The organism is Paenibacillus sp. GM1FR (genome assembly GCF_002803315.1).
Classification (GTDB): Bacteria; Bacillota; Bacilli; order Paenibacillales; family Paenibacillaceae; genus Paenibacillus; species Paenibacillus amylolyticus.
In genome coordinates this window covers 124,665-138,641 of the sequence record NZ_MKZL01000059.1, presented here as the reverse complement: position 1 = coordinate 138,641, position 13,977 = coordinate 124,665, and the positions used below count along the sequence as shown (strand labels likewise).

At 44.8% G+C, this 13,977-nt stretch carries 12 protein-coding genes; 11 read left to right on the top strand and 1 reads right to left on the bottom strand.

The features are described from left to right. Position 1: 1 nt before the first annotated feature. The 7 genes from PAEAM_RS26685 to PAEAM_RS26655 all read left to right on the top strand — a co-directional run bounded on the left by PAEAM_RS26685 (position 2) and on the right by PAEAM_RS26655 (position 8,147). Complete coding sequence (locus PAEAM_RS26685) at positions 2-1,462, top strand: sensor histidine kinase (RefSeq protein WP_100529497.1); 1,461 nt, start codon at positions 2-4, stop codon at positions 1,460-1,462. A gap of 67 nt (positions 1,463-1,529) precedes the next feature. Continuing rightward, positions 1,530-2,483, top strand: coding sequence for a 4-hydroxy-3-methylbut-2-enyl diphosphate reductase (locus PAEAM_RS26680; RefSeq protein WP_036669829.1), 954 nt, complete (start codon positions 1,530-1,532; stop codon positions 2,481-2,483). 288 nt (positions 2,484-2,771) lie between these two features. Then, entirely contained in the window at positions 2,772-3,836 is a 1,065-nt protein-coding gene (gene aroF, locus PAEAM_RS26675; protein WP_036610039.1) for a 3-deoxy-7-phosphoheptulonate synthase, read from the top strand. Positions 3,837-4,249: 413 nt separating this feature from the next. Beyond that, complete coding sequence (glnA, locus tag PAEAM_RS26670; protein ID WP_036669830.1) at positions 4,250-5,674, top strand: type I glutamate--ammonia ligase; 1,425 nt, start codon at positions 4,250-4,252, stop codon at positions 5,672-5,674. A gap of 397 nt (positions 5,675-6,071) precedes the next feature. Continuing rightward, a complete protein-coding gene (gene serC, locus PAEAM_RS26665) occupies positions 6,072-7,160 on the top strand; it encodes a 3-phosphoserine/phosphohydroxythreonine transaminase (RefSeq protein WP_074094319.1) in 1,089 nt (362 codons plus the stop codon). Positions 7,161-7,257: 97 nt separating this feature from the next. Then, complete coding sequence (gene trmL / locus PAEAM_RS26660; protein WP_017689589.1) at positions 7,258-7,725, top strand: tRNA (uridine(34)/cytosine(34)/5-carboxymethylaminomethyluridine(34)-2'-O)-methyltransferase TrmL; 468 nt, start codon at positions 7,258-7,260, stop codon at positions 7,723-7,725. A gap of 167 nt (positions 7,726-7,892) precedes the next feature. Beyond that, on the top strand, positions 7,893-8,147 hold the full coding sequence (locus tag PAEAM_RS26655) for an AbrB/MazE/SpoVT family DNA-binding domain-containing protein (RefSeq protein ID WP_036610032.1): 255 nt from the start codon (positions 7,893-7,895) through the stop codon (positions 8,145-8,147). 101 nt (positions 8,148-8,248) lie between these two features. Here PAEAM_RS26655 and PAEAM_RS26650 read toward each other — a convergent pair whose 3' ends face one another. After that, positions 8,249-9,166, bottom strand: coding sequence for a serine hydrolase domain-containing protein (locus tag PAEAM_RS26650; RefSeq protein WP_100529496.1), 918 nt, complete (start codon positions 9,164-9,166; stop codon positions 8,249-8,251). 473 nt (positions 9,167-9,639) lie between these two features. Here PAEAM_RS26650 and PAEAM_RS26645 point away from each other — a divergent pair, with 473 nt between their 5' ends. Genes PAEAM_RS26645 through PAEAM_RS26630 form a run of 4 tightly spaced genes read left to right on the top strand, consistent with a single transcriptional unit; the run spans position 9,640 to position 13,944 of the window. Continuing rightward, the gene (locus PAEAM_RS26645) at positions 9,640-10,404 is read left to right on the top strand and encodes an alpha/beta hydrolase (protein WP_100529495.1); all 765 of its coding nucleotides are present in this window, start codon (positions 9,640-9,642) and stop codon (positions 10,402-10,404) included. 11 nt (positions 10,405-10,415) lie between these two features. Continuing rightward, the gene (locus PAEAM_RS26640) at positions 10,416-11,375 is read left to right on the top strand and encodes an ABC transporter permease (RefSeq protein WP_017689585.1); all 960 of its coding nucleotides are present in this window, start codon (positions 10,416-10,418) and stop codon (positions 11,373-11,375) included. Positions 11,376-11,393: 18 nt separating this feature from the next. Further along, on the top strand, positions 11,394-12,296 hold the full coding sequence (locus PAEAM_RS26635; RefSeq protein ID WP_036610027.1) for a carbohydrate ABC transporter permease: 903 nt from the start codon (positions 11,394-11,396) through the stop codon (positions 12,294-12,296). 52 nt (positions 12,297-12,348) lie between these two features. Continuing rightward, positions 12,349-13,944 (top strand): type 2 periplasmic-binding domain-containing protein, encoded by a 1,596-nt coding sequence (locus tag PAEAM_RS26630; RefSeq protein ID WP_074094322.1) that lies wholly within the window; start codon positions 12,349-12,351, stop codon positions 13,942-13,944. Positions 13,945-13,977: the final 33 nt, after the last annotated feature.

Sequence of the window (13,977 nt, the reverse complement as noted above, 5' to 3'; positions counted from 1 at the left end):
TATGTCCATCCGGTTAAGACTAACCGCATGGTATTCTGGCATTTTGGCGGCTGTTCTTATCTTTTGGGGCGTTGTAATCTATGCCTTTGTTTATTTTAACTCCTATCAGGAAGTCGAACAGCAATTGAAGGTGAAGAGTACCCGGATTACGGAACAGATTGGTGTTAATCCTCTTTCACAGTCGTTGGATCTGGACCCATTTACAGAGAGTCAGCTTCAGGAGGCACAAATTTATATTCAACTCTGGGATTATCAGAGTCGCTCAGGCAGAATCTCGGGTAATATGGAGAAACTGCAGATTCAGTTTCCGGTATTAAAAGCCAATGAGATACTTAAAGACCGAGGCATATCCAAGATCTATGTGGATGGTACACCGTTTCTGGTGAATCAGCTTCCCCTTTCTCTTCAGGGAACCAATGAAGTACGTGGGATTCTTCAGGTTGGTGCGAATGTAAGTTCACAGGAGCGCTTGCTGGAAGCGTTGCTTAATATTTTGGTTTTTGGCTGGCTGGTAGCGATGGCATTGGCTATTACCTCAGGTCTCGTCTTGGCTCGCAAGTCGATGCGTCCGCTCGTGACTGTAATTGATGCCGCCAATCAGATTCAATCTGGAGATGACTTAAGTGTACGTATTCAATATGCCGGGCCGAAGGATGAGATCGGGCGTCTGATTGAAACGGTGAATAATATGCTTGAACGTACAGAATTGTCATTCCGCGGTTTGGAGGAGACGAATGCTGCCCAGCGCCGCTTTGTATCCGATGCATCGCATGAACTGCGTACGCCGCTGACCACCATACGCGGGAACGTAGACTTCCTGAAGAAGCTGTGGGATCAGGAGGGGACCGACCGACCGAATCTGGATGAGGAGACCGTCAAACAAATGTCGCTGGAAGCCATTGAAGATATGGCGGACGAGGGAAAACGTATGAGCAGGCTGATCAGCGACATGTTATCGCTGGCGAGAGCGGATACGGGTCAGAAAATTGAACTGAATCCGATCCCGCTGCAGATACTCGTACAGGAAGTAGCACGCAGAGCACAATTTCTGGATCGTCAGGCAGACTGGCTTCCAGGAGATTTTTCCATCCTGAACGGCATTTATGTGAATGGTAGCAAGGACTATCTGCAACAGATGCTGTTTATTTTCATCGAAAATGCGTTTAAATACACACCTGAAGGCTCTGTGACGCTGGATGCCGTATTATACAAGGGCCAGGTGGGACTACGCATTAGCGACACCGGTATTGGGATGGATCGGGACGAAGTGCCGTTCATCTTTGATCGCTTCTATCGGGCAGATGAATCCCGCGGGGCTACACCGGGCATCGGTCTGGGACTTTCGATTGCGAAGTGGATTATTGAGGAACACCATGGATCGGTTGAGGTTGTGACCAGACGTGGAGAAGGAACCACCTTTATTATCTGGTTGCCGGTTGTCTTTGCTCCGCCTATCGAATAAAGGTATAATAGACAGGACTGCAATTACATCGGCAACGTTGCCGAGAAAGAAAGCGGGTGGCAACCAAGTGGAAGTACTACGAATTTCGCCGCGGGGATATTGTTACGGCGTTGTGGATGCGATGGTGCTCGCGCGTCAAGCGGCACGCAATCTGGATTTACCACGACCTATTTATATATTGGGTATGATTGTGCATAACCAACATGTGACGGATTCCTTTGAAGATGAAGGTATTATTACATTGGATGGTCCGAACCGGATGGATATTTTGAGCCAAGTGGAGAGTGGCACGATTATTTTCACAGCTCATGGTGTATCTCCTGAAGTGCGCAAGTTGGCACGGGACAAAGGATTGACAACAGTGGATGCAACATGCCCTGATGTCACCAAGACCCATGATCTCATTCGGGAGAAGACGGCAGAGGGTTATCAGATCATCTATATCGGCAAAAAGAATCACCCTGAACCAGAAGGTGCCGTTGGTGTTGCACCAGATCTCGTTCATCTGATCGAGAAGGAAGAAGAGATCGAAGAGCTGAACGTATCTCCAGGCAAAATCCTTATTACAAATCAGACAACGATGAGCCAGTGGGATATCAAACACATTATGAGCCGTCTGCTGGAGAAGTTTCCAGGCGCTGAGATTCATAATGAGATTTGCCTCGCAACTCAGGTTCGTCAGGAAGCTGTCGCGGAACAGGCAGGTCAATCGGACCTGGTTATCGTGGTGGGTGATCCTCGCAGCAATAACTCTAACCGTCTGGCACAAGTGTCGGAGGAGATTGCGGGTGTTACGGCCTACCGTGTATCTGATGTTTCCGAGATTCAGCAAGAATGGCTGAAAGGTGTAAATAAGGTGGCGGTTACTTCGGGTGCATCAACACCAACACCGATCACGAAAGAAGTCATCCTTTACCTGGAACAGTATGAACATGACAAGCCGGAGACGTGGGAGATCAAACGTACCGTGAACATGAGCAAACTGTTGCCTCCAGTTAGAGAAAAAACACGTACACCTTAGGAAATGTAAAAGTAAGTCTAAGTGTATGAGAATTAAAAATGAGATGTGAATGAGAAGAATCCTGTTAAGCAGATATCCGAATGTCGGAGCCTGTGGAGCAGGATTCTTTTTTTTGTATATGGATAAGGAATGTGTACCTTGACGCAATCAGATAACTATGGTATATTCACTTTAACGGATAAAAGCTTAAAAGCGAACAAGCGTTTAAGCGCGACAGAGTTTTTATATTTAATCAGACGCACGTTAAGAAATGATTGTGCTCTCATACAAGGAAGGATGGGAATTAATATGATCGTTATTGCAGGCAAAGCTACACCGGAGGAACAGATTCAGGATATCGTTGCAGTTATTGAAAAAGAAGGGCTTCAGGTGCATATCTCTCGCGGAGAGGATCGTACTATCATTGGTTTGATTGGTAAAGTTGAACCTAAAATGCAAGAGCATCTTCGCCAAATGAAAGGTGTCGAGAATGTCGTTAAAATCTCGAAGTCCTACAAGTTGGCAAGCCGCGACTTCCATCCGGAAGATACGGTGATCTCCATCAAAGGTGTAGATATCGGCGGAAAAGAACTTGTTGTCATGGGCGGACCATGTGCGGTTGAATCCGCTGCACAGATTGATGAGATTGCCGGGCTTGTGAAAGCTGCTGGTGGGCAAGTGTTACGTGGGGGAGCATTTAAGCCTCGTACGGGTCCTTACAGCTTCCAGGGAACGGGCGTAGAGGGATTGATCATGATGGCGGAAGCAGGGAAGAAACATGACCTGCTGACCATTACAGAAGTCATGACACCCGAGTATGTGGATATTTGCGCCGAGTACGCAGATATTCTGCAAGTAGGTACACGTAACATGCAGAACTTTGACCTGCTCCGCAAATTGGGTGAGTGTGGCAAGCCGGTATTGTTGAAACGTGGTTTCAGTGCGACATACGATGAATTGTTGAATGCGGCTGAATACATTCTTGCGGGTGGTAACCCAAATGTTATGCTGTGTGAACGTGGTATTCGTACGTTTGAATCCTACACACGGAATACGTTGGATCTGTCAGCGATCCCTGTTCTGCAGTCTCTGAGCCATTTGCCGGTTATTTCCGATCCGAGCCATGGTACTGGACGACGTGAACTGGTGGAACCGATGACAAAAGCTTCCGTTGCTGCAGGTGCCAATGGCCTGATCATTGAAATGCATACCGATCCGGATAACTCCATGACAGGAGATGGTGTGCAATCCTTGTTCCCTGACCAATTCGCCAACCTGTTGCAGGATCTGGAGAAATTGGCACCAATCGTGGGTAAATCATTCAGTACGGCCAAACAACCGGCAGAATTTTTCCCGGCACGTGTAGGCGTGTAATAAGAATTTCATAGTCAAGGTCTGGATCATCATCCGGGCATCTCCTTTGATCTCGTTCATTGCAACGGAATCAGATAGATGCTCGGTTTTTTGCATATTTTGCAGTTTTGAACGTATTTATTAATCAATAGTGATAAGAAACATTTATGATGTGAAGTTTTTCCCATGATTTAGGTTAAAACAGGGGTCGCTTTACCGCATTAAACCAGTTAAATGTATATAAAACTAGTTGTTATATGAATTTATGTTATTTATAAAGTGTGAGTATATCTAACATCCCTTCAAAAAATACCTTACATAAGTATTGACGATGTCATGTTTTAAAATTTATAATGACGACAGAAAAAAATTCGAATTTAGACATTTTCTTAGTGGGGTTGTTTAATGTTCGGAATATTTGGGAGGACGAATACATGTCGGTTGAAAACGTATTGAAATCAATTCAAGAGAACAACATCGAGTGGGTAGATTTTCGTTTTGTAGATTTAGCTGGTCGTGCACATCACATCTCGTTGCCAGCTTCGGCTGTTGATGCAGACACGTTCGTAAATGGAGTAGCTTTTGACGGTTCTTCTATCCAAGGTTTCCGCGGAATTGAAGAGTCCGATATGGTTATGATGCCAGACCCTGAAGCGACTTATGTCGATCCGTTCACTGCACACCCTACATTGAATGTTATGTGTGATATCTTCACTCCGGATGGCGAGCGTTATGAGCGTGACCCACGCAGCATCGCTGTTAAAGCAGAAGCTTTCCTGCAAGAAAGCGGCGTAGGTACAACAGCATTCTTCGCACCTGAATCCGAGTTCTTCATCTTCGACGATGTTCGTTATGAGAGCGGCACGAACAGCTCTTCCTACTTCGTAGATTCAGAAGAAGCTTCTTGGAATACCAACCGTCAGGAAGAAGGCGGAAACCTGGGCTTCAAAGTTCGTACTAAAGGCGGATATGTTCCAGTAGCACCAGTGGATACACAACAAGATATTCGTAGCGAAATGTGTCGCCTTTTGGAAGAAGCTGGCCTGTCAATTGAGCGTCATCACCATGAAGTGGCGACAGCGGGTCAAGCCGAAATCAATTTCCGTTTTGATACACTGAAGAAAACAGCAGATAACCTGCTTGCATACAAATACATCGTGCACAACACTGCACGTCAATATGGCAAAGTAGCAACATTCATGCCAAAACCATTGTTCGGTGATAATGGTAGCGGAATGCACGTTCACCAATCCATCTTTGATGGCGATTCCCCATTGTTCTATGACAAAGCGGGATATGCTAACCTGAGTGAAATGGCTCTGCACTACATCGGAGGTATTCTGTACCATGCTCCGGCACTGATTGCTTTGACTAACCCTAGTACAAACTCATTCAAACGTCTTGTACCTGGTTACGAAGCACCAGTTAACTTGGTTTACTCCAAAGGTAACCGTTCCGCAGCAGTTCGTATTCCGGTTGCAGCTGTGACACCAAAAGGTTGTCGTATCGAGTTCCGTACACCAGACTCCACAGCTAACCCATACTTGGCATTCTCCGCAATGTTGATGGCGGGTCTAGATGGAATCAAACGCAAAATTAACCCAACTGAGCTTGGATATGGTCCTCTCGATAAAAACATCTATGACCTGTCTGATGCAGATAAAGAAAACATCCGCAGTGTGCCAGCTTCCCTGGAAGAAGCACTTGATGCTCTGGCAGCTGACAACGAGTTCTTGACTGAAGGCGGCGTATTCACGAAAGACTTCCTTGATAACTACATCAACCTCAAACGTGATGAAGCGAAAGCAGTAGCGATCCGCATTCATCCGCACGAGTACAGCCTCTACTTCGACTGCTAATCGGTCGGGGTCGGAACAGTTCTTGTTCCAACTTAAAGCCTCCGGGACACGCTCTCGGAGGCTTTTCCTTGAATTAAACAATGTAGTGCTTTAACTTTGCAGGGTGATAAAGGAATTTGATGACCTGAATTCAACACTTCAGTGCATATTGCCCTTGAAGCAGATAGAGAATACTGATATCATAGCGATAATATTTACTTTGAGTGCATTTTGCACAAATCCATAGAGCGACTTTCAATAAGTAAGATATAGATCAAAATGATTCAATTTGTCTATACGTTGGTTGGATCAGGATGCTTCTTCCTGTCCAACTCTTATACCCGTGAGCGATTCTAATCGAATTGTGCAAAATGCTGTTTGTATGTCAGAGTTACGGATGGAAAGGGCGGGGGATTTTGTGACAAAAAGAGCGTATAACTTTAATGCAGGACCTGCGGCGTTACCACTTGAGGTACTTGAGCGTGCACAGGCGGAATTTGTAGATTTTCGTAATACAGGCATGTCGATTATGGAGATGTCTCACCGTGGAGCGGTGTATGAGTCTGTACATAATGAAGCTCAGGAGCGGTTGTTGTCGCTTCTAGGCAATCCAAAAGGATACAAGGTTCTCTTTCTGCAGGGCGGTGCAAGCACTCAGTTCGCGATGTTGCCAATGAACCTGCTCGGTGCAGGGCAGACTGCAAGTTACGTGATGACTGGCAGCTGGGCCAAGAAGGCTCTGTCTGAAGCGAAGTTGATCGGCGAGACACATGTTGCTGCATCTTCAGAAGCAGAGAAGTTCATGAAATTGCCGGATGTTTCGAATCTGAGTTTGCCAGAACGTACGGCTTATGTACATCTGACTTCCAACGAAACGATTGAAGGTACGCAATTCAAGTCGTTCCCGGATACCGGTTCAGTACCTCTGATTGCGGACATGTCGAGTGATATTTTCTGTAAACCATTTGATCTTAATCAGTTCGGCATGATCTACGCAGGTGCACAGAAGAACCTGGGTCCATCCGGAATTACGGTTGTAATTGCTCGTGAGGAACTGGTGAGCGAATCGCCTAAAACGATTCCAACCATGCTTCGTTACAGCACACATGTAGATAACAACTCCCTGTACAATACGCCACCTTCCTTCTCGGTCTATATGGTGAATGAAGTATTGAAATGGATTGAAGAACAGGGCGGACTGGCTGGTATTGAGCAAAAAAATACGAAAAAAGCGGAATTGCTCTATAACACAATTGATGCTTCCGGTGATTTCTACCGTGGTTGTGTTGAACAAGAAGATCGTTCCCTCATGAATGTAACCTTCCGTCTTGCTTCTGAAGAATTGGAGAAAAAGTTCATCAAGGCTTCGGAGGAAGAAGGATTTGTAGGTTTGAAAGGACATCGCAGTGTGGGTGGTCTCCGTGCCTCCATTTATAATGCTGCTCCTTATGAGAGTGTTAAGGCACTGACAGACTTCATGAGCCACTTCCAGAAGACAAATGGATAATTAAGTATAGGGAGCCTTCCACATTGACGTGTGGAGGGCTTTTCTTTAAGATTAGAGGGTTGTCGTCAACATGAAATGAAAAGGAGATTGAACACATATGGCTTTACACATCGTTCTGGTTGAACCAGAAATTCCGGCGAACACAGGCAATATTTCGCGTACTTGTGCGGCAACCGGTACCCATCTGCATCTCGTACGCCCACTTGGATTTCGAACAGATGATGCTACATTGAAACGTGCAGGGCTGGATTACTGGCATGCTGTCCATATTGAATACCACGACTCATTTGCTGAGGTTCAGGAAAAATATCCGGAAGGTCGTTTCTTCTATGCAACTACGAAGGCCAAGAACCGATATAGTGATTTTAATTTTCAGGATGGGGACTTCCTCGTTTTTGGTAAAGAGACTAAAGGCCTGCCACCTGAATTAATTGCTGCGAATCCCGATACATGCATGAAAATGCCAATGACTGGTGACGTTAGATCATTAAATCTGTCCAATTCGGCAGCAATTATTGTATATGAAGCGTTACGCCAGCTCAATTTCCCGGGGTTAGAAGGATAAAATTTGGTTATAAATGACGGCTAGAATTCGGAAAAAAAACATTTTTCAAAAAAAAGGACAAAAAATGTTTATTTCCAGCAGGATTCGACAAAATCTTGGCGAATCTATAAACATAGTACAAATGTACCTAGAAATTTAGAGTAAGATAGGAGAGGTGTGCCGTAGCTATGAAGCCAGCTGGAGTAGTTCGCAAAGTTGACCAATTAGGTAGGATCGTATTGCCTAAATCTTTGCGTAAAAGGTATCAAATGAATGAGGGAGATCCTGTAGAAATCTTAGTACAAGGGGACCATATTATCTTGGAGAGATATCGTCCAAAATGTATTTTCTGCGGATCCATCGAGGAAGTCAACGAGTTCAAAGAGCGTTACATATGCGCACAATGTTTAGATGAAATGACTCAGCTTCCACAACACGGATAAGAAATAACGTCATGGGGTCCATTGACCCCGTGGCGTTTTTTTTGTTTTATTCTCAATTGAATGGCATAATTGCAATTTGAAAAAAAGATAAAATACGTAGACTAATGCTGGGTGTAAAGGGGTAAAACCTCATTCCACACGGCATTCAGGATGCCTTGCATATTTTCTTCCTCACTATTAAGACATATGACAGCTTCCTTTGAGGGAATTACGATACACAACTGACCATAGGCCCCATCGGCGCGGTAAGCATCATGGGAACACATCCAGAACTGATACCCGTAACCTTTTCCCCAATCACCGTCTCCAGTCGTTTCGATCTGCTGGGACGTAGCCTGTCGAATCCAATCCGCAGGTACAAGCTGTCTGCCTTCCCAAAAGCCCTCCTGCAACAGTAACTGTCCAAATCGACTCAGTTCCTCATTGCTTATCCAAAGACCTGCACAGCCAAGCGTTACGCCGAGTGGAGAGGTTTCCCACTCTACATCATGGATGCCAAGCGGATCAAATAACCGTGGAGTCAGGTAATCTTTCACGGTTTGGCCGGTAGCAGCCTGTAGCATGGCTGAGATCATAAATGTATCCCCACTGCTATATGTAAATTGTTCTCCAGGTACCCGGTCCAGAGGCAGAGACATATAATATTTCGCCCAGTCCTTTTCGGTCAATGAAGCTCGTTCATCAGCCCAAAGAGGGGGAGAGTCATGACCCGAAGACATTCGGAGAAGATCACGCAGTTTCAATTCCTGCGGCGACGGGAGATTGCGCTGTGCAGTGGGGACATGATCATAAGAGAAATAATCACCAAGTGTCGCATCCAGATGTATCAGACCTTCTTCAAGCGCAAGACCAACGGCCATACACGTGAAGGATTTACTGATGGAATGTTGTACTCTGCGCTGATCCTTATCCCGGTCCCAATGGGCAAGCAGATGCCCTTTTTGTAATATGCGAATGGAAAAAACGTTCAATTGTTGCTCCGTAATCGTATGAATGAAACCTTTGAGTTGCTCAGACATATTAACCTCCCTAATATCAGGTGAAACCTGAGTAAAATCGGTTGGTGAAACGTTTCCGTAATTCGAATGCAAAATCAGAACCCATGTTAGTATAAACCTGGTTTGGTGTCAATTAAAGTTGTAATAGTACTTACTAAATTTTCATTTTTTCGTAATAATAGTGTCTTTGGACGCAAATTTAGACTTAAAAGAGCATTTTTTCGAGAAAAAAACGCGAAATTTGTAAAAAGGTTATTGACAGGATTTACTCATCGGGCTTATGATTTATTCGAAACGATTCGAAGAAATCGCTTCCACATTAAAAGTGTTGTAATGAAGTCCATGTGAATCAACGTTGGCTATGTTTTGAAACGATTCGAGAAAATCGTTTCGATAACCCATCGTAATACAAGGGAATCTACAACAGCCTGCAATCCAACGCCAGAGAAACGAATGAGTAAAGACAGCAGGCGATGATGAGAGGGGTTACATTTATGGCACATATAACGATCGAAACTGGATCGCCAACCTTATGCATGAATACCAGCATACATGTTGTGTCCAGTGACTCCGGAGAGACTTCAGGCGGTACACTATATCTGTTGCACGGGGCAGGCGATAATGCGAGTACCTGGCAACGGTTAACCACAATTGAGATGTATGCAGAGCAATATGGCTGTACGATCATTATGCCGGAAGCGAATCGAAGCTATTACACCGATATGGAATACGGCCTGAATTACTTCCACTACATCACTCAGGAGTTACCTGAAATATGCAAGCGTCTGCTCAATCTGAATCCTGATCCGGAGAAAACATACGTTGCAGGTTTATCCATGGGTGGATATGGTGCACTGAAATGTGGACTAACTTATCCAGAGCGATATCGCAAAGTAGTGTCTCTATCTGGCGTAACGGATATCCAGACACGGCTTCATGATCCCCATATGCCAGCGACAATGATCAAGGAAATGAAAGCGGTTTTTGGAGAACGTTTACAGGTGAAAGCCGATCAGGATATTTACGCACTGTCGGCCAAGCTGCTGGAACAGGGTGTTCCTTTACCGGATATCCTCAGTTGCTGTGGCGATAGTGACCCCTTTGTAGAGATGAATCGCGACTATGCGAGATACATGCAGGGGACTGCCTTTGATTTTCGGTATGTGGAGACGCCGGGGGCTCATGAATGGAAATTTTGGGAGCACCACCTGAGAACGATGTTTGATTTTCTGTACAACGACAAGACCATAGTAGAGTGAGGAGATGCAATGTGAAACCTGCAGCCGAAGGACCTAGCAAAAAGCTGAAGGGAAACGTGAAGGGCAATTCGCTCTGGACTGAAATCTGGAAGCACCGAATGACATACACCCTGCTTATTCCGGGGCTTGTCTGGCTAATTCTGTTTGCCTACATGCCGATGGGTGGCCTGTCTCTGGCATTCAAAGATTACAAGGCCAACCTGGGCATCTGGGGAAGTCCATGGAGCGGATTCGAGAACTTCAAATATGTTTTCCGTGATCCAACCTTTATCGACGCAGTATGGCGTACGCTGTACATCAATATTCTGAAACTGATTATTCAGTTCCCATTCCCGATCATTCTGGCGCTGTTGCTGAATGAATTGCGGATGCGCAGAGGGAAAAAATTATTCCAAACCGTTCTTACGTTCCCGCACTTCCTGTCCTGGATCATCGTATCCGGGGTAGTCATCAATGTGCTGGCATATGACGGACTGGTAAATAGCGCGCTCGGATTACTCGGATTGCCAACGATTAACTTCCTGGGGTCCGAATCCAACTTTGTACCAATGTTGCTGTTGACTGATATTTGGAAATCAAGTGGATGGGGCGCGATTATATTCCTGGCTGCCATTTCCGGTATTGATCAGGATCAGTATGAATCAGCACAGATTGACGGGGCTTCCCGTATGCAACAGATGTTCAAAATTACTTTACCGAACATCCTTCCAACCATCACAATCATGTTTATTCTCTCGGTTGGTGGATTGATGTCTTCCGGGTTTGACCAGATCTTCAACTTGGCAAATGCCGCTACCAAAAATGTATCGGAAGTACTCGATGTATATATCTATCGGATTACGTTCCAGTCATCTACCGATTTCTCATTCTCGACAGCGGTCAGCTTGTTCCGTTCCCTGGTGAATATGGCCTTGCTGCTTCTTGCTGACAGATTTGCCAAGTGGCTTGGCGGAGACGGTTTGTTCCGATAAGAGAGGAGGAAAAATGAGATGAGCAAGAAAGCTAACAAAAAACCGAGAATTGGTACAGAAAAAATGACACTTCTCGATTACATTATTTTCGCCGTATTACTAGTGCTTGCCCTGATGATCCTGATTCCATTCTGGAATGTCATCATGATCTCGTTTGCAACACAAAAAGAATATGCTGACAATCCATTTTTGATGTTCCCTAAAGAATGGACATTGGATTCCTACAAGGCATTGTTCGCTGACGGAACGATTCTGACGGGGTACAAAAATACAATTATATTGCTAGTTATCGGCTTGCCACTCAGCTTGTTCCTGACAACAAGCATGGCATATGGCCTTAGTCGCAACAAATTTCCGTTTAAGAAATTTCTCTTTTTCCTGGTACTGTTCACCATGATCTTTAATGGTGGTATCGTACCACTGTACCTGATCATGAAATCACTTCATCTTACAGGTACGCTGTGGTCCGTTATCCTGGCGGGAAGCTTCAGTGCGTTTAACATGATTCTAATGATGAACTACTTCTACACCTTGCCTGAATCGCTAATGGAATCGGCGAGACTGGATGGAGCAGGAGAGTGGAGAATTTTGTTCTCCGTTGTTCTTCCGCTGGCTACACCAATTATGGCTACAATCACGTTGTTCTACGGTGTGGCTTACTGGAACAGTTGGTATGATGCGATGATATTCCTTCGAAAAGCGGATCAGTTACCGCTCCAGAATGTACTCCGAAATATTATCGTGACATCTACGACGAATGCATCCAATGCATCCAGTGTGGATGCTGCCCAGGCAAGCAACTTCTCAATGGGTATGAAGATGGCGGCGGTATTTGTCACCATGGTACCAATTATGTGTTTCTTCCCAATGCTGCAAAAACACTTTGCCAAAGGGGTATTAACAGGGGCAATCAAGACCTGATATACGTATAGGATTTTGCAAAAAAATTCTACTAAAAACATGGGGGTAAAACATGAAAACGAACAAAAAATTGTCAGTAAGAGCTCTCTTTGCCATCACGCTTAGTGTAGTTATGCTGATGGTGACCGCTTGTTCCAGTCAAGGAGCTTCAGGTGGTAACGAAAAAGATGCAGAGGGAAATTACAAAGACAACCTGACCATCTCTGTAGCTAACCTGACAGAAATCAAAAACGGGAACCTGGATAATGACTTCCACAAGTTCTGGACAGACAAATTTAATTTAACATGGGACTACAACTATATCGATTGGGATTCATGGGGCGAGAAACTTCGTCTGTGGATCAACTCTGGCGACTTGCCGGATGTAGCGGTATGGAACTACGTACATGGCGATGCCATTAACAGCATTGAACAAGGTTTGTTCTACAAATTCCCGGATGACTGGAAAGAACGCTGGCCTAACGTGGCAGCAGCTTACAATTTGACGGGTCTTGGAGACAAGTTGGAAGAATTGACAGGTGGAACATATGTCCTGCCTAGACCAATCTATTTCGAAAACAAACCGGCTGACCCACTCACGAACCAAATTGGTGTCATTGCGCTACGTAAAGACTGGGCTGAAGCGGTTGGTTTTGAACTGAAAGATGCTTATACAACGACCGAATTGAACGAATATGCTGCACTAGTAAAAGAAAAAGATCCAGGCAAAGTGGGTAACAAACTTGTACCTCTGTCCTACAATGCGGCAGATGCCATGACAAACATGATTATGCCAAACAGTGTGCATGCCATGACTGACTCTCCGTTCTACAAAGGTGAAGATGGCCAATTCCACTGGGGACCAGCAGATCCTGAAACGCTGACAGGACTTAAATTGATGCAAAAAGCCTATAAAGATGGACTGCTCAATCCTGAGTTCTACACATGGAAAAACAATGAAGGTCAAAACAACTTCAAAGTAACAGGTACAGCTGCTGTAACAAGTCTGGGCGGACTGGCTTCGTACAGACAAGGTCTGGATTCCGATATGAAAAAAAATCTGGGTGTAGATAGTGATGAACTGGTACACACAGCAATCGTAGTAGGCGATGACGGTAAATACCGTAACATGGAACAAGCCAACTTCTGGTCTGCATTGATCTTCAATCCGGAGATTAGTGACGAGAAATTCGAACGGATCATGGATCTGATCGATTACTCCGCAACAAAAGAAGGACAGTTGCTCATCAACATGGGCTTTGAAGGAAAAGATTGGAAATATGATGAAAACAACGAACTCGTTAGCTTGTTGCCAGAAGGAACGGTATTGGAAGATAAATATCCAGCACGTTTCGAAGGTCTGTATCTGCTTGGTGACGACTTCAGTGTTGTAAACCCTGCAATCAAAAAAGATTACCGTGATAGAGCCGTGAAATTGTTCGAAGAAAAAGCAAAACTTGGTACAGAAGGCAAATCGCTTGCACCATACGATTGGGATGTCAACCTGTACGATTCCAAAGCTAAGAGTCAGGCTTCATTCGACTACCAGAATGAATATGCCAACTTGATCCTCAAAAACGGAGATCTAGAGGCAAACTGGAAAGAATGGGTAAACAGTAAAATGTCCCTGGTTCAACCTTATCTGGATGAGCTAAACGATAAATTCTAGTAATCATTCAGTAATTAATTTTGAACCCGGTGC

What these genes read in the sequence shown, in the direction of transcription:
- PAEAM_RS26685 (WP_100529497.1), top strand. Translation starts at nt 2, where the DNA reads ATGTCCATCCGGTTAAGACTAACCGCATGGTATTCTGGCATTTTGGCG.
- aroF (WP_036610039.1), top strand. Translation starts at nt 2,772, where the DNA reads ATGATCGTTATTGCAGGCAAAGCTACACCGGAGGAACAGATTCAGGAT.
- glnA (WP_036669830.1), top strand. Translation starts at nt 4,250, where the DNA reads ATGTCGGTTGAAAACGTATTGAAATCAATTCAAGAGAACAACATCGAG.
- trmL (WP_017689589.1), top strand. Translation starts at nt 7,258, where the DNA reads ATGGCTTTACACATCGTTCTGGTTGAACCAGAAATTCCGGCGAACACA.
- PAEAM_RS26655 (WP_036610032.1), top strand. Translation starts at nt 7,893, where the DNA reads ATGAAGCCAGCTGGAGTAGTTCGCAAAGTTGACCAATTAGGTAGGATC.
- PAEAM_RS26650 (WP_100529496.1), bottom strand. Translation starts at nt 9,166, where the DNA reads ATGTCTGAGCAACTCAAAGGTTTCATTCATACGATTACGGAGCAACAA.
- PAEAM_RS26645 (WP_100529495.1), top strand. Translation starts at nt 9,640, where the DNA reads ATGGCACATATAACGATCGAAACTGGATCGCCAACCTTATGCATGAAT.
- PAEAM_RS26635 (WP_036610027.1), top strand. Translation starts at nt 11,394, where the DNA reads ATGAGCAAGAAAGCTAACAAAAAACCGAGAATTGGTACAGAAAAAATG.
- PAEAM_RS26630 (WP_074094322.1), top strand. Translation starts at nt 12,349, where the DNA reads ATGAAAACGAACAAAAAATTGTCAGTAAGAGCTCTCTTTGCCATCACG.